Source organism: Heyndrickxia sp. FW510-T9, from assembly GCF_058781025.1.
Window position 1 is genome coordinate 44,708 of record NZ_JBYSWK010000021.1, and the last position, 21,854, is coordinate 66,561.

A 21,854-nucleotide genomic window follows, 5' to 3' on the forward strand; every position below is an offset into this window, starting at 1 on the left:
GTTACAGAAAACTAAATATTTCATTCATTATTAGGTGACTAGGGGACGTTTCATTCGTCTCTTTTTTTGTGCGGAAAATGGATTGACTTGGCAATAATTTGATGTTAATCTGATTAAAATCAAATTAAACAGGGGAAAAGAATTATGCCATTGGACAAAAAAACGAAGTCAACACGATCCTACCAAATGAAAGCCCGAGCTCATGCTACAGAAATGACAGGGGAACGTATCTTAGATGCTGCAGTAGAGATCTTTTATGAGCGACCAATTGAAACCATTCCGCTTGATGATGTTGCTAGTCGTGCGGGTGTCACGGTACAGACTGTGATACGACGTTTCGGCGGCAAAGAGGATTTGTTTATTGCAGCTGTAGAGCGTGAAGTCAAGCGAATTGCGAGCCAGCGAGACCAAGCGGTAGAGGGGAATGTAGATGAGGCTTTGCATATCCTGATCGATCACTATGAAGAAGTTGGGGATGGGATATTGCGAATGCTTGCCGAAGAGGATAGAATCCCTGCTTTTCGCGATATCATTAAAGGTGGCCGCGAATATCACTATCAATGGTGCGAGCGGGTATTTGCTCCTGCTCTAACTGGGATGAATGAGATGGAACGAAAGCGTCGTCACTCTCAATTGATTTCAGTAACAGATGTTTATGTCTGGAAGCTACTTCGCCGTGATTGTGGCTTAAATCGAAATGAAACAGAGCTTGCATTGAAGGAACTACTCCAACCCCTGATTGGAGGAATGTAAATGGCTCGTATACTTGCATATACCTCGCCTGCGCGAGGGCACTTATTTCCACTAACTCCTATTCTGGAAGAGTTGCTTCGTCGTGGTCACAGAATTGCACTTCGTACACTTTCTTCACAAATGGAATTGGCACAGGCTCATGGCTTTGACACCACACCAATCGATAGTCGAATCGAATCGATGAATCATGATGATTACAGGGCACGTTCCGCACGAAGTGCACTCCAACGCTCGGTACGTATATTTTGCGAACGGGCACAATATGATGCACCCGATTTGCAGAGTGCAATTGTAGACACGAACCCAGATGCTGTCATTGTCGATGTGAATTGCTGGGGTGCAGTAGCTGCTGCCGAGGCTTGGGGAGGTCCATGGGCGACATTTTGCCCATATCCACTAGCATTATCCTCTCGTGATGTTCCACCATTTGGCCCTGGACTTTCTCCAGCACGCGGCGTGTTCGGCAAACTGAGGGATCGCACATTGCGACCTGTGTTTACAGGTACACTAGAGAAAATAATGGTACCTCCGCTTAATGAGATACGCTCTAGCCTAGGGCTTACGCCACTACGAGGTGCCGATGATTTTTTTAGCAGCCCACCACTCGTCATTTACCTTACTGCAGAACCGTTTGAATATCCGCGCTCAGATTGGCCACAGAATATCGTTATGGTAGGTCCATGTTCTTGGGATCCGCCTGCTGAGACCCCTGAATGGCTGGCCAAAATCAATCTACCCATTGTACTCGTCACAACTTCCTCTGAATTTCAAGACGATGGACGCCTTGTAGAAACAGCACTAAATGCGCTAGCAGATGAGAATGTGCATATTATCGCTACGCTACCTTCACAAAATCCTAAAGACTTTCAATCATTAACAAACGCCACGTTATTGCCATTTCTCCCACATGGGCTCGTACTAGACCGTGCAGTATGCGCGATTACGCATGGGGGGATGGGGGCTACTCAAAAAGCGTTAGCTCATGGAGTACCTGTATGTGCAGTGCCTTTTGGGCGTGATCAGTTAGAGGTAGCGCGGAGAGTAGAGGTTGCAAATGCGGGCACACGACTTTCTTCGAAACGACTAAATCCCGATCGGCTACGAGCTAAGGTGCGGGAAACAATCGCATGTGTAGATGGAGCGCGTCGTGTAGCAGATGGATTTAAGTCTGCAGGTGGGGCGGTAGCCGCTGCAAATGCAATAGAGATGAGACTATTATCATAACCTATTAACTCTAGGGTGGGGAGATGGTTAGTTTGTTTCAAATATTATTGATTCTTCATATTCCTCGCTATAAATAACAAATCCCCTTCCAGATGTATAATATAAAAGGAGATTAGTTTCTATCCAAGTTTAATAACAAAAGATCCAATCATTGCCGCCATTCCCCTATAACTATTGGCTTATTATGCAGGTACTGTCCGAGGATATAATGTTTACAGACCTCGTAATGTGGCAAAAGGTTTGACGGTGGAGTGATTTTTCTATGAAATTAGTGTAATTGTAGGTTTTATAAAAAAGATTGATCATTTAATAGAAAGTTCGATTATTAAAAATAAAGATTGATTAAAAATCCTGTATCAAAGCAGGATTTTTCTTATTCCACAATCGGGCAATTTAATGAAAAATTGGTAATGAGAACGTGCTCGTTTGGAACTATGAATAATTCTAGGTTCTATATTTTTGAGAATTATTAGTAAATTTAAGTTACATAAATTATCTGAAATAATTAGTTCTTTTAATTGAGAATTGTTATCAATTGTTATATATTAGATAATAACGATAAATATAATTGAGTAAGGAGAATATATAATGCAAATATACTGGACCAAAATAAATAAGATTATTGAAGAAACGCAAGAGGTTAAAACGTACCTACTCGACCGTCCGGAAGACTTTACATGGGAAGAAGGTTCCCACACCCACTTTGCATTGGAAGGTTTCAATGCCGGAGATAAACCAAACCGAAGCCTGATTCGCCATATGTCAATCTCTACTTTACCACACGAAAATGCAATCGGTATCACAACACGCATCAGAGAGCAGTGCTCTGAGTTTAAATCGATATTAAGTAATCTTGAAGTTGGCAATGAAGTTGCAATATTTAAAACTCATTCGAATGTACCGCTTAAAAGAGAAGACAAAAATGTCTACCTGCTGTCATCAGGTGTTGGCTTGGCAACTTTCAGACCGCTTGTACTTGATTATTTGGAACGTGCTGACAACGTCAATCAAATTCATTCCTTGAACATCGATTCATCAAAAGATTTCTTATTCACTAATATTTTTAAATCTACACCTGACAAGAAGTTCACATCACAGTTCGTCGCTAACCGTAAAGACTACTATGAAGAAGTGAAAAATCTTGCTGCAGACAGGGATGGACTCTTCTATGTTGTCGGCAGCGACGAATTCCTCGTGCAAAACATTGAAGTACTGCGTGAGCAAGGCATCAAGCCGGAACAGATTATGCTCGACAAGCATGAACAACAACGGCCTGAGTTTTTATCATTTGATTTGTAAATTTAATCCAGACAAAATATTTTTTTTGGTAAATACTAAATAGATGTTCCATTAACGGGCGCTTATCAGGAATAAGGGTGCATCCTTTATTGGCTTATTGGGCTTGTTTGAGGAACAAAGTAATACTTTTTAAAGATAGATCATTTAATACAAAATTTGATTAAAATCATCTTTCCTCTGTATGTTTCTTAGAGGTAAGGTGATTTTTTGTACTTAAAATAACTGGGTTGGTTTGTTTAAGAAGGAATATGTTAAAGAAAACAAGCAGTAGAAAAGACCGAGGGAAGAAGGTAAGAAACTATCTGAATCCTATATGTGTTCACCGCAATCAGCCGATGACGGTAACGATATTATGAATGGATATGGAGAAAAGATTCTTTACTGCCACAAGCCTTTATTTTGAACGGAATATCAGCTCACGTATTGAACCCAAAACATCTTTTTGAAGAAAAAGAGGTCTATGAACAAATTGGTCGAACTCCACGACAGAAAGATGCAGAAAGTAAAAAGATATTATACCAATTAATAAAAGAAACATTGTTTTAAATGGGACTTTATTTGTTAAATTATAAAGCTATTTACTAATAATGAGGGAATCAAGTAATATAGAAAAAGATGAATTGATGGAATTTTGGCTAAAATAAAAAAACTCAAGGGGGAGTAAGTTTGCTGTTCAGGAGTTTTATCATTGTCCTATTGGTCGCTTTTTATTGCTGGTCTTTATTTGTGCTTTTCATATGTTAATGTAATATTAAAAATTTGTTTGTCTACTAAACTAATGGGTTGTTAAAGGAGAAAATAATGGATAAAAAAATATTGAAATTCTTGTTAGCTATTTTCCCTACTTTTTTAATGTTACTTATATTAGCTAAGGTTTTTCCTGGTACCGGACTCGGTAGGATAATGTCAATTCCACTAATTTTAGGCATTAATATTATTATATTAATAGTAGGGTTTAAAATAGTCCATAATTTGAAAAGGCTTTATAAGAGTATAATATGGATAGCGATTATTTTAGTTACTTTTATTCTCCCAGTTTTTATTTGGCCACAAGAGTCTGACCCAGCTGTTACGAAGCAAATATGGTACAGTATTTCGGCTATTAACAACTTTGAGAGTGCAACAGTAAAAGATTTAGATTTGCCACTTTCTAAGGGATATTATTATGACCCATGGAATCATGTTAAAAATATAGACGGAGCACCTGAAAGATATATTGTGGCGTTGTATAAATATAGACATCAAATTCCACTAGATGGCTCTTATCACGTATATAGAGAGAATGAAACAGATTTGGCTGATAGCGAATATGATAGTTCAATAAGAAGTATTGATGAAATACCAACGAAACTTTACCCAAATCATAAGGTGATTTGGTGGATTCTTGAAAGACTTAGGAAATAAGTGATATTGATAATTGTTATTCTTAGAGTTGAAGATCTTAGATGGTCGTCAACTCTTTTGTTATTCTACTAAAACTAGCTGATAGTTCGTCAATGTTTATAATAAATACTCACTATTTTTTATGAAATTGAATGATGTATTCGGGTTTTCGAGGTGTTTTTAGAGCGAACTTTATTTTAAAATAACAGTAATTGCGGATATGGAATAAAGTTCGATAATTTATAATAAATTTGATCAAAAGTCCTGTATTGATTACAGGATTTTTAATTCCGCAATCGAGCCATAATGCGCAATAAGATTAGCGAGATAAAAGAAGGATGTTTTATTAAAATGTAGAATCATATACAGAGTGAATTCGTTAATTAGAATTTTTTGATTATTCTAATTATTCTAAGGGGGAGAGGACTTTGAAACGAACTGATTTGCTTTTATACGTCTTAGATACAACTTTCGATAAAGAGAGTTGGTACGCACCATTTAAAAATGCTATAGAAGGACTAACAGCCGGACAGGCTAGCTGGAAACCATCCGGCGAGGCATCTAAAACCATTTGGGAAAACGTGAATCATCTTATTTATTACAAAGAGAGACTTGCTGCCAACTTAGAAGGCCGTGAATGGTCGCGTAATCTCGACGGTAATGAAACTTTCTATCTCACTGATCAATCTAATGACGATAAGGAATGGGAAAAAGTAGTTGAACGAGCCGAAAATGCTCAACGAAATTTAAGAGAAGTAATGAATAAGATTTCCGATGAAAAGCTTGATCAAAATTCACTGGAGAGGAAATTACTGGATATCATGCTTCATGATGCTTATCATACAGGACAAATTATTCAAATAAGAAAAATGCAAGGTTCTTGGCCATCAACTCGTTGACCGAATGAAAAAAGATTTGTTTTGTGAAGTGGTTTTTGAAATAAAGTTGAACCGTTATGGTTTTAAATACTAGGGGGTTTTTCATGATTAAAGTCTTTAGACCATTTTGGAGCTACGACGTAAAAAAAACAGAAACATGGCTATCAACAATGGCGGAAAATAGCAATCATCTTGTACAAATAAACCGCTGGACACATTGTTTCTTCTTCCAGCAAGAGGAGCCCAAAACCATTACTTATAGAATAGGTTTTGAGAAATTAAAGGGTACATCGCAGCCAAATGCCTTATTATCTGATAACTGGGAATCGGTGACGCAAAACGGGAAATGGTATTTCTTATCCAATGAAGAGCCTCCTGACCAAATTGAAACTTCCCCAATCCGGGATGGTATTATAAAGCATAATCGGAATATCATGTACATTTTTTTCGGCATATTTCTATATTTAACGTTTATAGCAGTATTCAATCTTGCAATTATAGGATTATTCACGTTTGGAGATGCACATGTGGAAGTGGTACCGAGCCCAATGTGGATCTTGACCTACTCTGCACTTGGGATTGCAATAGTGGTCTATGTTATTAGTATTTATTCGATGATCAAGATTAATAAGAGCAACAAGGATTTGGAGCGATAAAAGCCAATTTTTCATTTTTAAAGGAGAGCGAGAAGATGGATGTATTCGTAACTCAATATGATTGGGTAAAACGCACAAGGGAATTATTATTTCAATATTGTGAAGCCCTTTCAATCACGGATTATGTAAAAGAACTTGAAACCTTTGGTGGAGATTCCATTCGCAATTTACACTTTCATGTAGCCGATTGTTATCGGGTGTGGTTGGGAAGTCGCGCACTTGGTAAATCACTTCCTAGAATAGAGCCAGAATCGATTAATACTGTAGAAGAAATGCGTGAGGTTTTCAGGGAAGTAGATGCTCTTGTTGATGAATTTTTGAATGAATTTAAAGGCAATTGGGATCATCCTGTTAAAGTTTCCTTTAAAAATGGTGATAGCAATGAGTTTAGCACATTATGGCTGTTTACTCACACCGCTACTCACGAGTTCCATCATAAAGGGCAAATTGTAAAAATAGGAAGACAACTAGGATATATTCCACCAGATACGGATCTCATTGAACCTTGAACTTGAATCAGATATTAAATTGTTACCAGAAAAAGCGTTTTCGCAATAGTGGAGACGCTTTTTCTATTTTGGAATAACCAGCACTATGAAAGCAAGTGCTCCATCTTTCAGTGGCTTGTTTTTTCTGAAAATTGCCTGTACGAAATTAAATTCTTTATTCCAGAAAATCACATCCTTCACTAGAAAATAATATGCTTGTTTTTCGTTTCCACCTACTACTATTTAAGGAATTTTCACATATATTTATGTATCGGAGAAACCTTACTAAAATATTTTTGAAATAATCGTAACTATCTCGTAACTTTTTTGTAATATAAAACGTCTATGTATGTGTAATCGAAAAAGAGGAGGAACCAATTATGAAGAAATCATTTTCAATTTTGACGCCACACATTAATTTTTAGCTTTTCAGTACCAAACAGTAATATATGGCCTAGAGCTCTGTCCAATAAAAAGACTTGACCGTAAAAGAAGGAAAGTAGCAATTATATTATTCATTTCATTATTTTTTGTATTAACTTTTTCACGGTCTATGATCATTTTGGTTTTCAAGGATTTATCGTACTACTTAAACAGATTTAATAGGGAAATTATATTGGGGGAAGGAAATATGTCAGCAACAGGGAGAAATTCAAAACGCTATATGCCTGGATTAGATGGATTAAGAGCAATAGCTGTTTTAGCAGTCATTTTCTATCATTTAAATCTTCAGTGGGCTGGAGGAGGCTTTTTAGGTGTTGTCGTGTTCTTTGTTCTTTCCGGCTATCTTATTACCGATCTTTTACTGAAGGAATGGAAGCAGACTATTCAATTAAATCTGAAGAATTTTTGGATACGACGAATCAAAAGACTGCTACCTGCATTATTATTTATGTTGCTAATAGTTATGTCATGGATTACTGTGGTTGATCCTTCATTGGTGGAAAAATCTCGCTCCGATTTTTTTGCATCTTTATTTTATATAAGCAATTGGTGGTTTATTTTTCATAAAGTTTCGTATTTCGAAAGCTTTGGCCCCCCATCACCTTTTAATCATTTGTGGTCATTAGCTGTTGAAGAACAGTTTTATATTATTTGGCCATTTGTGGTTTTACTTGCGTTGTTTGTATTTAAAAGGAAAATGACATTGGTATGGATCACTCTAATTGCAGGGCTGATTTCCACTTTTTTGATGGCCTTTCTTTTTCACCCTGGCATGGACCCAAGTAGAGTTTATTATGGAACAGATACACGTATTTTTTCCATCTTATTTGGCGCTGGTCTGGCAGTACTTTGGCCAAGTCAAAGCCTTTCCTCTCGATTACCGAAATTGCCTAACGTTGTTTTGGATTTGAGTGGGGCAGCAGCATTTGTCCTCCTATTTTGGATGATCGGGGGAACAACCCAATATAGTCCTTTCATATATCGAGGTGGAATGTTTCTCGTTTCTCTTGCTAGTATTGTCATCATTATGGCGTTATCCCATCCAGCAAGTTTCCTTGGAAAACTGGCAGGAATGAAATTTCTTCGTTGGATAGGGGTACGGTCTTATGGAATTTATTTATGGCAGTTTCCAATCATTACTTTAACGACTCCAAGTAATGATGATGGTGTTCACATCGTACGTTCTCTTTTGCAGATAGCTGCCATTTTCCTTATCGCTCATATTTCATGGTTTTATATTGAAAAGCCCATCTTAAATGGAGCATTGAAAAACATATTTAAAGGAAAATGGACCTTGAAAAAAACATCATTATTTTACCGAGTACTCCCGGTTTTGATTGTAATGATAGTGGGTATTTCCTGCTTTGGTCTAACATCAAAATCCTACTTTAAAAAATATGCAATGCCTAAGGAGGGGTTTGTATCTGCTAGTGATATGAACACAGAGGAAAAAGCTTCGAACCTAGAAATTCTACCTGTAAAAGTTCACAGTAATGGTAAAAAATCCAATAATAAGTCAAGTGTAAGTATTACAAAACAAGTTAACAAGCAGAGCTCAAAATCCAAAAAGACGGATAGCCAAAGTTCTAGGTCAGGCGTTTCTATCATTGGAGATTCTGTTATGGTAGATGTCGGTCCTTATATTAAAAAGTATTTGCCAAAAGCTAACATAGATGCAAAAATTGGCAGACAATTGTCTCAAGGTATTTCTATTATTCACAGCTTAAAAGCAAAAGGAGCACTAGGGAATACTGTAGTCATTGAATTGGGCACAAATGGCCCATTTACTAAAAAACAACTTGAGTCTTTAATTGGAGAAATAGGAAAGTCACGAAAGATATTGCTTGTTAATTCAAGAGTACCTCGGCCGTGGGAAAAGGAGGTTAATTCCACTCTTCAGAAAGCCGCTAAATCGCACTCCAATATTAAACTTGTGAATTGGTATGAAAAAAGTAAAGGGAGATCGGACTACTTTTACCCGGACCGTGTTCATCCTAATCGTAAGGGTTCGGAAGTTTATGCAAACATGATCTTGAAGGCAATAGGCAAATAGCAAAGTATTAATAATTACTAATGGCCCCTTATCCGCAGGAAAGGGGCCAAAGTTATGTACACTTGCATCAGGTTGTTACAAATAAAGTACATCCCCCCATAAAAATATTATTTGCTGCGAAAGTATATGAATAGTAGTAAGCAGTGAGTTTAGTTTAAGGAAATGGATTCAACAAAAGTGATTGTTCAATATTTCATCTCATTAAAGCATACTTTATAAAACAGCATGTAACATAATTATGGGAGAGTTAAAAATGTCAGAAGGAACGTATCGCTATCGACAGGAACGGAGACAAGCGGAGAAAGCTAAACAAAAGCAAAAAAGAAATAAATCAGTGGGTAAAAAAATAATCAAAATATTTTTTGCCTTTTTTCTTCTGGGTATTGTTTTATTAGGAATCGGTGCAGGGATCTTGGCAAAAATGATGAAGGACGCACCAAGGTTAGATCCTGCTAAACTAGTCGTTCCTCTTTCAACCAAATTTTACGATAAAAATGGAAAATTCCTTTACGAATATGGCAAAGAAAAGCGGACTGAAATTACGTATTCACAAGTCCCTAAAATATTGGAACAGGCATTCATTTCCACCGAGGATGCCCGTTTTTATGATCATCATGGGATTGATATAAAAGGGACGGCCAGAGCAATATTCGAGAACCTAAAGGGAAATTTTGGTTCGCAAGGTGGGAGTACGATTACACAACAGGTAATAAAAAATTCCTTTTTATCACCTCAGAAAACAATTGAGCGGAAAGTTCAGGAATGGAGCTTGGCATATCAACTGGAGAAAAAGTATTCTAAGCATCAAATATTGATGATGTATTTAAATAGAATCTACCTTGGTGCTGGCTCTTATGGGGTAGCAGCAGCTGCAAAGACGTATTACGGGATTGATGCTAATCATTTAAGTAAATTGACTCTTCCTCAGGCTGCTATGATAGCTGGGCTCCCACAAAGTCCTAGCAATTACGATCCATCTGTACCTGAAAACAGGGAAGCAGCTACAAATCGTCGTAATGTTGTGCTAAGCGTGATGTATAAGCAAGGGTATATTACAGAACAGCAAATGATAGATGCAAAGAAAGTTCCTATTACAAAAGGGCTTGTACCTAAGAACAAAAATAAAGGGATGCCATATGAAGGATTTTTGGATGCCGCAGTTAAAGAAGTAGAGGCAAAGCTTAAGAATGTAGACATCACTTCTGATGGGTTATCGATATATACAACTATCGATCCGAAAGCACAAGATTATTCGGATAAAATCATGGACACTAATAAGATTATTTCTTATCCTAATGCTAAATTTCAAGGCGCTTTCGTCTTTTTGGACACAAAAACTGGAGCTGTTCGTGCAATTGGAAGCGGCCGAAACGACTATAAAGCTTCATTCCGTGGTAATAATTTTGCGATTGATATTCAGCGCCAACCAGGTTCTTCCTTTAAGCCAATCCTTGATTATGGTCCTGCCATTGAAAACTTCAAATGGTCAACAGCGCATCAAATTAATGATCAAAAGATAACGTATTCTACCGGTCAACCAATATCAAACTGGGATCATCAATATCATGGAAAGTTGTCTATCCGAGAAGCATTACAATGGTCCTACAATATTCCTGCTCTTCTCACATACAGGGAAGTCGGGATGAACCGAGCGAAGGACTTTGCAGAAAAGCTTGGGATACGTTTTACTAATAATATTGTTTATGAATCCTACTCAATTGGCAGTAATTCGGTTAGTCCATTAGAGATGGCGGGGGCATACAGTGCCTTTGGTAATAATGGAAAATATAATACACCACATTTTGTCCAGAAGGTTGTCTATCCTAATGGAAAAGTGGTTAATTTTACGCCAAAGCCAAAAAAAGTCATGCAAGATTATACATCCTACTTGGTGACAGATATGTTGCGGACGGTGGTACAATCTGGGACTGGGACAACAGCCAATGTGCCTGAAATAGATGTTGCTGGAAAAACAGGTACAACAAATTTTGACGATAATACTAGTGCAAAATTTGGATACCCTGACAATGCAACTAATGATAGTTGGATGGTAGGATATACACCGCAATACACGATGGCGGTTTGGACTGGATATGCTAAGAATGGTCCGGGTAACTATATGATGGGAGATACAACGAAAATCTCTCAGCTAATGTTTAAAGCCATGATACAAGCACTTGGAACGGACAAAAGCCATTTCGTGCAGCCTGATGATGTGTATAGACAAAATAACGAATTATATATTAAAGGTGGAAATCCTGAAGATGTTCCAATAGTTCCTAAAAAAGAAAATAAAAAAGAAGAAAAGAAAACGAAAGATAAGCATAAACCAAAGGGACCGAAACGTGGACCAAAACCGAAGCATGGTCCAAAGCCACCAAAGCCTAAGCATGGACCGAAACCACCAAGGCCACCAAAGGATCATCATTGATTGGTGACATTTTCTTTGTTTAAGTGCTGAACATAAAATATGGGTAAGATTTAAAAATGTAGCTGCCATTTTGGTAGCTACATTTTTAAATGCTAAATTTACTTTTCTTGGATCGAACTTATTCATAAAGGATTTGGATTTATCCTACGGTTCTTATGTGATTGTTTTATTGCAAAAGGGAATAAAATAGAGACCGATATTTTTGATCAGTTCATTTATGGTGTGTCTCATTATCTTTTATAAAAACACCCTCATTCATTATTGAACGAGGGTGTTTTTTATGATTATTAATTAATTGACACGGATCATTTCATGAATATCGCGGTCATAACGGATTCTTGTATGCTTGGATTCAAGACGTTCAAACTCATCCCTTTTATTAATTGATTTTGACTGAAGAAACCAACTTTTAAATTCATAAAAAATATTTGTCATCATCAAAATCCCTCCGAAATATGAGTAATGGTTTTCATAATGTTATTTTAAACTCCATTTTTTAAGGTTGGATTAAGTTGGTGTTAAACATTTATTTTGTTGATAGCGAAGTTCGGAATTACGTGCTATATAGTACTAGATGGCTTAAGTTTGGTTATTTAGCTTTACTCCACAAAAATACGAACTGACTCTGAAGGTTATTGTTTTCACGTTTTAGAGAGTAAGTAAATATTTTAATACTGCTAATTGTCGAACGATAAAATATTTTAGGAGAAGGAGTTTTTATTTAGATTAAAGAACTTTATTGAGATATAGAAATTGAATACTTAACACAATCAATGGGGGGTTATGTTATGGTGTTGGAAGTTAAAAACTTTGATTTGAAGATGGCAGATATTTCTGGTTCGAAGTGGAAAGAAGTTAGAGCTGAGGAGCTAGAAATTGACAACGTCAGTTTGGCTAAAACTAAAATTAATAACGTAAATATGCACAAAATGGTAATAAATGATGTGAATATGGGCGAAAGCAAAATCTCAAACGCTAATCTATCTGGAGTAGAAATTCAGCATGCAAACTTTAGCCATGCTGTTATTGACCATGTTCATTTATTTGGGACTGAATTTCATAACGTTGTATTTCCAGTCGAAGGTGATGAGAATTACAATCCAAATGGACAATATAAAACAATAAGTTTTCATAATTGTGACCTTACAAAAGGACAGTTAAAAAACTGTAATTTATCCAATATGGAGATTACTGATTGCGATATTTCTGGATTAAAGATTAATGGAATATTAATTGAGGAATTAATTAAGAACAAACAAAATGAGTAGTTCCTTTTAAATTCCAATTCGTTAGTATGATTAAGGTACTTTATTAATAAAAGAAAAAATTTAATGTGAAGACAGCTAAATAAAAATACCTCCTACCCTAATGATAGGAGGCATTTTTGTTAATCACTAAGCTTTAGACGGTACCCCATACGCTTTCAGCAAGTTTAATTATGTGTCTTATCTTATTCCATTGATCCTCTTCTGTTAAAATATTGCCTTCTTCTGTACTAGCAAATCCACATTGAGGACTTAATGCTAGATTTTCTAAAGGAATATATTGACTTGCTTCTTTAATTCTCGCTTTTATTTTGCACGTGTCTTCTAGTTCCGGAAATTTAGATGTAACTAATCCTAATACAACGGTTAGGTTATGATGATGAAAGCTATTTAATGGTTTGAAATCACCTGAGCGATTATCGTCGTATTCTAGGAAAAGCCCATCTACATGTAAGTTGGCGAATATGGCATCTGATATCGTATCATATCCGCCGCTTGTAATATAGGTAGATCGAAAGTTCCCTCTGCAAATATGCATAGTTATTAACATATCATCAGGTCTTTTAGAAATAGCTTCATTTAGGCAGCGAACTCTAGTATCGATGATATCTTGTACATCCATTCCATGTTTTTCAACGACTGCTTTTATACGGTCTTCCGACACAAAGTCAATCCAGGAAGTATCATCTAACTGAAGATAACGACAGCCTGCATCATAGAAGGCTTGAATGGCTTTTTGATAAGCTGCAACTGTATCAATATAGAACTGTTCTTGGTTGTTAATATAATATTCATCACCTTGAATTCTAGTAAATAACATGTTCGGACTTGGAATAGAAAACTTCGCAATCTGACTTCCGTCACCGTATTTTTCCACTGCTTGTTTTAAGAACGTAAAGTGTTCTAGCATATAGTGTCCATTAAACTCTACTTTTCCAACTACTTTAATGGCATTATTCTTTGGTTTGTCACCTTTAAAGTTATTAATATACTCTGCTTCAAATAACTCAACGCCTTCTAAACCTGCCAAGAAATCTAAGTGCCAATACGAACGTCTAAATTCACCATCTGTGATGGACTTAAGCCCAACCTCGATTTCCTTTTGAACCAGCTTCTCAATTTCTGCATCCTCCACAGCTTTTAAGGCATCTTTATCGATTTCCCCATTTGCAAAGGCCTTTCTCGCTTTTTTAATTGGTTCTGTGCGAAGAAAACTACCTACATGATCTGCTTTAAATGGTGCTTTAACTAATGTTTTGGTCATAAATTCATTTCCCTCTTTCCTATAAAAATAAAACCCTCTTCTTACAAATAAGAAGAGGGACAATTTCCATAAACGTATCTCTTCTTATCTTCTAGCAATTGCTACTGGAATTGGCACAGTACTCAAATAAGTCTGTTGCCGAGGCTTCGCAGGGCCAGTCCCTCCGCCTCTCTAGATAAGAATATTCGAAAATATTTAACTATAAGTTAAATTACACCTGTTAGGTTATTCTGTCAATGAAAAAATCTGCTATGTTACGGATAAAGTGGATGGAAGAAGAAAAAATCTAATGGTGGCTTTCCTTAAAAAATTTTACGCGGACCCTGAGTCCGCTATTTTCATAAAAAACCCTATTTTAGTGGTGATTGCGGACACACGTTCCGCTATTTGCTGAAAATCACACAAAAATACCCCTTTTTCAGCGTAATAGCGGAACGTGTGTCCGCTAAAAACGTGAAATCACCATTTTTTCCACATATAACGGAACGAGTGTCCTCCTAATTCTAAATACATGAAAAATCTTATTGATGAACACGTACCAAATAATTATTACGATATTTTTCGTTTGTCTATCGATAAATAATATACATTTCTCAATAAGAAAATTAAGTTACTTTCTGGTAGTGCTAAAGGAAATGCTTTAAACATTGTGCGGACATAGACATTATTTTTTGCTGCTGTTTACTAGGATACACATGGTTTGCAAAAAAAATTGATTCAATATTCTTCCGCAAAAGGTTGTTTACAATAAAATAAAGTTTCTGTATAATTAGAACAGTTAGTAAATACGTTAATGAGGGAGGGGATTTATTATGATTAAATCTAATTGTATACAGACTAAGTTTTACGTCGGTGTGTCCCCCTCAGGATTAAGCTAATAGATATTGAATAATAATTTATTTCATTTAAAGGCCTTCGTAAAATAGCGGAGGTCTTTATTTATTTAACTAACTTTGGAATAGGAGATTTGTTATGAAAATTAGACCATATCAAATAGATGATGAACAGGGATGGGTAAGATGCAGAGTCTTATCGTTCTTAGATACTGCGTACTTTGACAATGTATTAAAGGAAAAGGAAATGTATGAGAACTCAGCAATTGAATTAGTCGCTGAAGAGGAAGGTCAAATTGTTGGATTAATAGATATAGAGTATGAAATTAAGGAGCGTACAGTATGTTCAAGAGGAACTGGACTTGGAGGAATGATATGGCATATTGCAGTTCATCCTGACTTTAGGAGAAAAGGTATTGGCACACAGCTTCTTAATGAAGCGGAAAAGATTGCTAAAAGTAAGGGGTTAAATCGATTGGAAGCTTGGACAAGAGATGATGAATGGGTAAATAAATGGTATGTGAAAAGTGGATTTATGAAGGTTGAATCCTATTTACATGTATATATGGATGGCGGAAAAGAGTTAGACGGGGCAATGAAAAGTGAAATACCTAAACTTTATCCTGTTCAGGCATTTGCTCATTATGTTGGAGATAACTTTGACTTAGTAAAGGAAAAGTTTAATAGAGTTCACGAATGTGTTTGTTTTGAAAAACGGTTGGAGAAATTTGATAGCTAGGCATTAACATTAACGTAAATATTTTTTGGGGGAATTTATATGTTTATAGTAAACGTAGAAGGCGCAATTCATCGAGACGGTAAATGGCTATTAATTCTAAGAAGTGAAAAAGAGGAACATGCAGGAGGAGGTCTTTCTCTTGTTGGTGGAAAATGCGAAATAGAGGGAGTCTCTTCAAATATTTTAGAAAGGACTTTGCATCGAGAAATTTATGAAGAAGTTGGAATCGAAGTGACAGGACTTAGATATGTAAACAGCTCCTCATTTGTTACCGATTCAGGTTTACATGTAATAGACATCGTTTTTCTATGTTTCCATCAATCTGGCGAACCTTATGCTAAAAGCACCGACGAAGTTGATGATGTCGTATGGATGACAACTTCAGAGATCACGGCTCATAAAGAATTACCTTCTTATCTAAAAGAAAATGTAAAGCTTGCAGAGAGTTTACTAATAGAAACTATTCCAATGGATCAAATTACTTGAACAAGGATTTCCGACTTTTAAATCGAATTAAAATAATATAAAAGAGTTAACGAGTTCTTAATAAGGGTTATGAAGGACAAAATGAGCTAGAAAAAGAGTCAAAGTGTCCTTCATAAAGGGTATCAAGGACAAAATGAGCTAGAAAAAGAGTCAAAGTGTCCTTCATAAAGGGTATCAAGGACAAAGTCAGCTAGAAAAAGAGTCAAAGTGTCCTTCATAAAGGTTATCAAGGACAAAGTCAGCTAGAAAAAGAGTCAAAGTGTTCTTCATAATGGTTATCAAGGACAAAATGAGCAAGAAAAAGAGTCAAAGTGACCTTCATAATGGTTATCAAGGACAAAATCAGAAAGAAAGGTAGAAAAAATGTCCTTAATAAGAATATATGAATATAGATGAGGCTGATAGATAAATAATCTAACTTTTATTGTTGAGAGGCAAAAAATAATAAAATCTGGAGGATCGCCATGAGAAGCGAAAAAGAAATGTTCGATTTAATTTTAGGGGTAGCACATGAAGATGAACGAATTCGTGCTGTTTACATGAATGGTTCCAGAACGAATCCTAATGCTCCAAGGGATATTTTTCAGGATTACGATATTGTATATGTTGTAACTGAGATGGCTTCTTTTATAAAGGATGAAAAGTGGATTGATATTTTTGGAGAGTTAATTATGATTCAAGAGCCCGATAAAATTGATAAACTTTTGGGGAAAGAGATGGATTTTGATCGGTCTTACGGATATTTAATGCTTTTCACAGATGGAAATCGTATCGACTTACATATTGAAACAAAGGAAAATATGCTGGAATGGTACGGCAAAGATAGTCTCACCATTCCCCTTTTAGATAAAGACAATATTCTTCCACCTATTCCTTCTTCTTCTGATATTGACTACCATGTGAAAAAGCCGACAGAGCCAATTTTCATGGGATGTTGCAATGATTTTTGGTGGTGCTTGCAAAACGTTGCAAAAGGAATATGGAGAGATGAATTGCCGTACGCAAAGCAAATGTTTGAAAATATAATAAGAGGCAAATTGGATGAAATGGTTTCTTGGTGGATTGGTATGAAAAACGACTTCCAGCTTTCATCAGGTAAAATGGGCAAATATTTTAAAAAATACCTTCCTGAATCGTATTGGGAGATGTATGAAAAAACATATTCCGATCATAGCTATGATAACTTTTGGGATTCTATTTTTACCACCAGTGAATTGTTTAGAATTTTAGCTAAAGATGTTTCAAATAACCTGTCATTTGTATATCTAATGGATGATGATAAAAATATGACGGATTATCTTAGACAAGTAAGAAATTTGTCTTCTGATGCAAAAGAAATTATCCATAATTAGGCGTAATGAAAAGCCATTCCTTAAACATGTAGGAATGGCTTTAAAGTTTTTCTGTATTATCTTTAAATTTGTGGTTCTTAGCATCTACTGTAAAGTCTTTTTCTTCCTATTTCCTATTTGCAAAAAAATAAGTACTGTTCGTTTAACTGCGTGATGGAAAGTGTAAATTTTAGCAATAGATTCAAACAATACAGCTGCCTTTTCGTAAATTAATGGATATGCATCATTTTCTTTTTGATTAAGTGTCACAAAATTTCGAACCCGCTCGTTATATTCAGTGAGAGGAGGTATTTCATGAGAGAAAAAAACAAGGATTATGAAAAGATGGAAGAACTATACGAGTTATATGAACAAAAAATCTATTATGTAGCCTATTCTGTTTTAAATAATATTCAGCAGGCTGAAGATGCAGTTCAAGAAACGTTTATCACTCTTTATCAGAATCTGGAAAAGCTTCCTAGCATGAACACTCAAGAGCTTAAACGCTACATTTTGAGAATTGCAAAAAACAAAGCGATTGATAGTTACCGAAAAAATAAACGACATGAAACGTTCATAGAAGAATATCAAAGAGAATCACCAGAAGCAGCGCATGAAAATATTGAAGAATGGGAACAGCGTTTAATGTCTGAAGTTCAAATTGATACATTGATAACAGTGTTAAAGGAGTCTTACAGGCAGGTTTTTAAGTACAAAGTCTTCTATAACTTAACATATCAGGAAATTTCAAAGCTAATGGGGACAACTGAGGTAAATGTTCGTAAGCAATTTGAACGCGCTCGAAAACGAGTACTTAACATTATAGGAGGTATACAAAATGACGAATTCAAAGAAATCCAAAAAAATGTATGACTTAGCTGAAAAAATTGCTTTAGATGATTTTGATATTCTAGATGAACAACATGAATTTTCAGATACTTACAGGCACAAAAAGAAATTGTTTATGGATGAAATTAAGAAGAATGGTGGACAACCACGGGCCAAGCGTAAAAGGCATCGTATTTTAATCGCCGCTGCTTGTCTTTTGATCGGCATACCGACAACTGCTTTTGGCGCAGTAAAAGTCTATGATATGATTGTCCAAAAACAAAATTATGAAGTAAATGTTGCAGTGCCAAATATGGCCCCAAATAAAATTGACAATTGGTATAAGTTGAAAGTCGGTTATTTACCAAAAAATATGGAAGCAAACCATCACGAAACTATGAAATATTCATTTAAAGATAACTACGCAAAGGGTGGGTTTTCTTTCGCTCTATGGAGATTAGGAAAAAATTCAGATTTTAAAACTCTGTACTCAAGCAGCTATGAAGAAAAAGAGATAAATGGTAGGAAAGCAGTAATTATCAATATAGACACTGGAAACAAAAAAGTAATGTTTAACAGACAAGTCTTTCTCTTATTCAAGCAAGAGGGGATGATGTTAGAAAGTTATATTGGAGCAGATGTAAGTGACAAGCAAATGATGGATGTCATGAAGAACATTTCACTTGAACCCACATCTATGGATAAGGCATCAATGACATTTGATTATGATGCAGCTCATCATAGCAAAGCGAATGAACCAACAAAATATACCGTAATTCCTTTGAAAAAAGACAGCAAACAACTATTTAGTGTAGGTCAAACTGTTCCGATAACAGTCAGTAAAATAAAGGGTACAGGAACAAATAGACTTGATTTTGCTGTAGATAAAGTTGAAGTTTTTGATTCCATCAAAGATTTTAAACAAGAGAACTTTAATCCATTAGGACAAGAAATACTAAGTGAGAATAAAGCATTAGATCAGACAAAGAAATTGTTACCGTACAGACGGGATGTATATAGAGTGGGAAATGGTAAAGATTCAATTGACGAATTGGTAGACTCCAAATTAGTTAATCTCAAATTTGTCTACCTGACAGTAACAGTGAGAAATATTGGTAAACAAGCAACAGATGAAATTTACATGTCTCCGTCCTTACAAGTGCTTAAATCTGAAAATAATGCATGGAACTATGCTGAAGAAGTTGGGATGGACGAAAAAAGTATTATGACTGGCGAAGTTGATTATATAGAACCGCATGGAAAGGGAAAAAGCTTTTACAATATTGGCAGTATCAAGCAAGGACAAACAAAGAAGATTAAATTAGGATATTTTGTGGATGAAGATAAACTGGATTCAATTTTCCTTGATACTTTCCATTACGGGAATGGTGAAACTGAAGACATGAATGCGGGTAACCGTTGGTGGTTTGATATTCGTCAATAATAAAAGTAAGGAATAAATAGATATTAAAAAAGTTGCTTATATTTATTAGTAGCTCACTTACGATGGAGAAAAAAACGAAATAGCAACCTGTTTGGCATACCAAATCACAAATGACTTGGTATGCCTATTTTTAAGGTTATGTTTGATTATGTTAAAAGGGGGCATTTTCAGGTTTGAGAATCTTCCTTTTCCTCTTTATATGCCTGTATCCCTTTTAAATATCTAGTAATAATGATGCGTATATCGGTACACCTAATGCTAAGATAGGTATAAATAAAGAAAGTACAGTAGCTTGTTTTAAGGATCCATCCAGAGTGATTATTCCTAAGATAATGCTTAAAAATGTTGCACCCGTATCACTCTTAAACATTTTCTGTTAATAATTTTAGTTTACTATGAAATTGAGCAGCAGCAAAAAGTGCATTTTTGTCTTGAAGTATATCTTCAGGTTTGTTCCCGTCTCCTATAACATATCCTGCAAAATCAATCCCCATAAAATCAAATATATGCTTAAACTGCTGAATCATAGGCAGTCCTTTAATAAGTGGAGCATCTCCTCCGACAGCAACTACAAATGCTTTTTTTGATGCCATTTTTGCTTTGAAATCAGGGTATATTGGGTCTCTCAAAGTTTGCGACCATCGATCAATGAAGTTTTTCATTATTCCTGACATGCTATACCAATATATTGGAGTAGAAAATATTAAAATGTCATGTGGAAGAATACGTTCGATGATGGAATTATAATCATCCATACTGTCCTGGAATCCTTCTATTGAATGGCGCATGTCTATAATTGGTTTAATATTATAATCCCTAAGGAAAATTTTCTCTGTATCTAGACCTTGAATTACCTGTTCTGTAAGCATTTCCGTATTACTATTGTGACGAGTTCCTCCATAAAGGACTGCTATAGTCATTTTTTATTCCTCCTTAACCTATGTACAAAAGATATGTATTATTTGTTCCCCCATTATTTATATCTTATAATGAAATCAAAAATCGATAAAGATGATTATTTTGATATATTCAATCGGAAAAAACGATTATGAAAGGCGGGTATTATGGAAATTAAACAACTGATTACTTTTAAGCATGCAGCGGAAAATTTAAATTTCACACAAACTGCAAAGATATTAAATTTTGCACAATCCAGTGTAACCGCTCAAATAAAGGCTCTTGAAGAAGAAATTGGCAAACCTTTATTTGAGCGTCTTGGAAAACGATTGATTTTAACAGAGGTAGGACATCAATTTAAACAATATGCGGAAAAGATGATAAAACTAAGCGAGGAAGCAATTATGGCTGCAAACGGAGATGAAGAAACAACTGGCACCATAACAATAGGAGCTCAGGAGAGTCAATGTACCTATCGACTGCCCCCCATTCTTAAGGAGTTCAAGGGTGCCTTTCCAAAAGTGAAACTCGTTTTTAAACCTGCACACTCCGATGTAATGGCGAGAAAACAGCTTATGGAGGGGACATTAGATGTAGCCTTTATTATGGATGCAAGTAAACCTGAAGGTTCTTTAAAAGTAGAACAACTTATCGAAGAAAAGCTAAAATTGGTTGTTTCACCGAATCATTCCAAATCAGTGCTCTCAGTGGATGATCTTAAAGATGAGACTCTATTGCTCACAGAAGCGGGATGTTCTTATCGTATTATGTTTGAAGACACCCTTAACTCAGCAGGTGTATACCCTTTAGATAAAATAGAATTTGGAAGTATAGAGGCAATCAAACAATGTGTAATTGCCGGATTAGGCATAGCGCTATTACCGGAGATGGTAGTGAAAAAAGATATTAAAGAAGGAAGAATGAAGGAAATAGCGTGGAAGTCACCACAATCCCCACTTTTTACTCATATAGCTTGGCATAAGGACAAATGGATAAGCCCTCCTTTAGAAGCATTTATTCATTTAACTAGGAAGACATTTTTATCGTAATAAGGCTAATTAGTTGCAATCTAATTTCACTATAGGTGAAGTTTTGAAAGGAAATCAGTCTTAATGCCTCGAATTTAAAAGTAAAAGTCAAATAACGAGGTACAAATCC

19 protein-coding genes, 1 pseudogene and 1 riboswitch are annotated in these 21,854 nt (G+C 35.7%); of the genes and pseudogenes, 16 read left to right on the forward strand and 4 right to left on the reverse strand.

Annotated elements, in window-relative coordinates; genetic code table 11:
• Positions 1-144 precede the first annotated feature (144 nt).
• The 9 genes from AC3WJF_RS12415 (at position 145) to AC3WJF_RS12455 (ending at position 11,609) form a co-directional block, all read left to right on the forward strand.
• On the forward strand, positions 145-753 hold the full coding sequence (locus AC3WJF_RS12415) for a TetR/AcrR family transcriptional regulator (RefSeq protein WP_492452595.1): 609 nt from the start codon (positions 145-147) through the stop codon (positions 751-753).
• Complete coding sequence (locus AC3WJF_RS12420; RefSeq protein ID WP_492452596.1) at positions 754-1,977, forward strand: glycosyltransferase; 1,224 nt, start codon at positions 754-756, stop codon at positions 1,975-1,977. It begins immediately after the preceding gene.
• A gap of 588 nt (positions 1,978-2,565) precedes the next feature.
• The gene (locus AC3WJF_RS12425) at positions 2,566-3,276 is read left to right on the forward strand and encodes a dihydropteridine reductase (RefSeq protein ID WP_492452598.1); all 711 of its coding nucleotides are present in this window, start codon (positions 2,566-2,568) and stop codon (positions 3,274-3,276) included.
• 801 nt (positions 3,277-4,077) lie between these two features.
• A complete protein-coding gene (locus AC3WJF_RS12430) occupies positions 4,078-4,680 on the forward strand; it encodes a hypothetical protein (protein ID WP_492452600.1) in 603 nt (200 codons plus the stop codon).
• 407 nt (positions 4,681-5,087) lie between these two features.
• Positions 5,088-5,558 carry a DinB family protein gene (locus tag AC3WJF_RS12435; protein ID WP_492452602.1) on the forward strand — a complete coding sequence of 157 codons (471 nt, stop codon included), beginning with the start codon at positions 5,088-5,090 and terminating at the stop codon, positions 5,556-5,558.
• An 83-nt stretch (positions 5,559-5,641) separates the two neighbouring features.
• Positions 5,642-6,193 (forward strand): DUF2812 domain-containing protein, encoded by a 552-nt coding sequence (locus AC3WJF_RS12440; protein WP_492452604.1) that lies wholly within the window; start codon positions 5,642-5,644, stop codon positions 6,191-6,193.
• Between the two features lie 35 nt (positions 6,194-6,228).
• Positions 6,229-6,702 carry a DinB family protein gene (locus AC3WJF_RS12445; protein WP_492452605.1) on the forward strand — a complete coding sequence of 158 codons (474 nt, stop codon included), beginning with the start codon at positions 6,229-6,231 and terminating at the stop codon, positions 6,700-6,702.
• Between the two features lie 610 nt (positions 6,703-7,312).
• Entirely contained in the window at positions 7,313-9,178 is a 1,866-nt protein-coding gene (locus tag AC3WJF_RS12450) for an acyltransferase family protein (protein ID WP_492452607.1), read from the forward strand.
• A gap of 253 nt (positions 9,179-9,431) precedes the next feature.
• Positions 9,432-11,609: a transglycosylase domain-containing protein gene (locus AC3WJF_RS12455; protein WP_492452609.1), complete on the forward strand. Its 2,178-nt coding sequence runs from the start codon at positions 9,432-9,434 to the stop codon at positions 11,607-11,609.
• Between the two features lie 291 nt (positions 11,610-11,900).
• On the opposite strand, the gene AC3WJF_RS12460 is transcribed toward AC3WJF_RS12455, so the two are convergent.
• The gene (locus AC3WJF_RS12460; protein ID WP_492452611.1) at positions 11,901-12,047 is read right to left on the reverse strand and encodes a hypothetical protein; all 147 of its coding nucleotides are present in this window, start codon (positions 12,045-12,047) and stop codon (positions 11,901-11,903) included.
• Between the two features lie 350 nt (positions 12,048-12,397).
• Between AC3WJF_RS12460 and AC3WJF_RS12465 the strand changes: the two genes are divergently transcribed.
• Positions 12,398-12,877, forward strand: a complete 480-nt coding sequence (locus AC3WJF_RS12465) for a pentapeptide repeat-containing protein (protein ID WP_492452613.1) — start codon at positions 12,398-12,400, stop codon at positions 12,875-12,877.
• Between the two features lie 133 nt (positions 12,878-13,010).
• Here AC3WJF_RS12465 and AC3WJF_RS12470 read toward each other — a convergent pair whose 3' ends face one another.
• Entirely contained in the window at positions 13,011-14,138 is a 1,128-nt protein-coding gene (locus tag AC3WJF_RS12470; RefSeq protein WP_492452615.1) for a 5-methyltetrahydropteroyltriglutamate--homocysteine S-methyltransferase, read from the reverse strand.
• An 81-nt stretch (positions 14,139-14,219) separates the two neighbouring features.
• A riboswitch (SAM riboswitch) is annotated at positions 14,220-14,320 on the reverse strand.
• A 790-nt stretch (positions 14,321-15,110) separates the two neighbouring features.
• Between AC3WJF_RS12470 and AC3WJF_RS12475 the strand changes: the two genes are divergently transcribed.
• From AC3WJF_RS12475 to AC3WJF_RS12495, 5 genes are all read left to right on the forward strand, one after another.
• Positions 15,111-15,710, forward strand: a complete 600-nt coding sequence (locus AC3WJF_RS12475; RefSeq protein WP_492452617.1) for a GNAT family N-acetyltransferase — start codon at positions 15,111-15,113, stop codon at positions 15,708-15,710.
• 39 nt (positions 15,711-15,749) lie between these two features.
• On the forward strand, positions 15,750-16,196 hold the full coding sequence (locus AC3WJF_RS12480) for an NUDIX hydrolase (RefSeq protein ID WP_492452619.1): 447 nt from the start codon (positions 15,750-15,752) through the stop codon (positions 16,194-16,196).
• Between the two features lie 464 nt (positions 16,197-16,660).
• A complete protein-coding gene (locus AC3WJF_RS12485) occupies positions 16,661-17,548 on the forward strand; it encodes an aminoglycoside 6-adenylyltransferase (protein ID WP_492452620.1) in 888 nt (295 codons plus the stop codon).
• Between the two features lie 294 nt (positions 17,549-17,842).
• The gene (locus AC3WJF_RS12490; protein ID WP_492452622.1) at positions 17,843-18,400 is read left to right on the forward strand and encodes an RNA polymerase sigma factor; all 558 of its coding nucleotides are present in this window, start codon (positions 17,843-17,845) and stop codon (positions 18,398-18,400) included.
• A complete protein-coding gene (locus tag AC3WJF_RS12495; RefSeq protein WP_492452624.1) occupies positions 18,366-19,799 on the forward strand; it encodes an anti-sigma factor in 1,434 nt (477 codons plus the stop codon). The genes AC3WJF_RS12490 and AC3WJF_RS12495 overlap by 35 nt, the downstream gene beginning before the upstream one ends.
• A 223-nt stretch (positions 19,800-20,022) precedes the next feature.
• Here AC3WJF_RS12495 and AC3WJF_RS12500 read toward each other — a convergent pair.
• A pseudogene (locus tag AC3WJF_RS12500) lies at positions 20,023-20,172 on the reverse strand (undecaprenyl/decaprenyl-phosphate alpha-N-acetylglucosaminyl 1-phosphate transferase); the annotation flags it as partial.
• On the reverse strand, positions 20,162-20,719 hold the full coding sequence (locus AC3WJF_RS12505; protein WP_492452626.1) for a flavodoxin family protein: 558 nt from the start codon (positions 20,717-20,719) through the stop codon (positions 20,162-20,164). The gene AC3WJF_RS12505 and the pseudogene AC3WJF_RS12500, both read right to left, overlap by 11 nt.
• Before the next feature lie 144 nt (positions 20,720-20,863).
• Between AC3WJF_RS12505 and AC3WJF_RS12510 the strand changes: the two genes are divergently transcribed.
• Positions 20,864-21,745 (forward strand): LysR family transcriptional regulator, encoded by an 882-nt coding sequence (locus AC3WJF_RS12510; RefSeq protein ID WP_492452628.1) that lies wholly within the window; start codon positions 20,864-20,866, stop codon positions 21,743-21,745.
• Positions 21,746-21,854 lie beyond the last annotated feature (109 nt).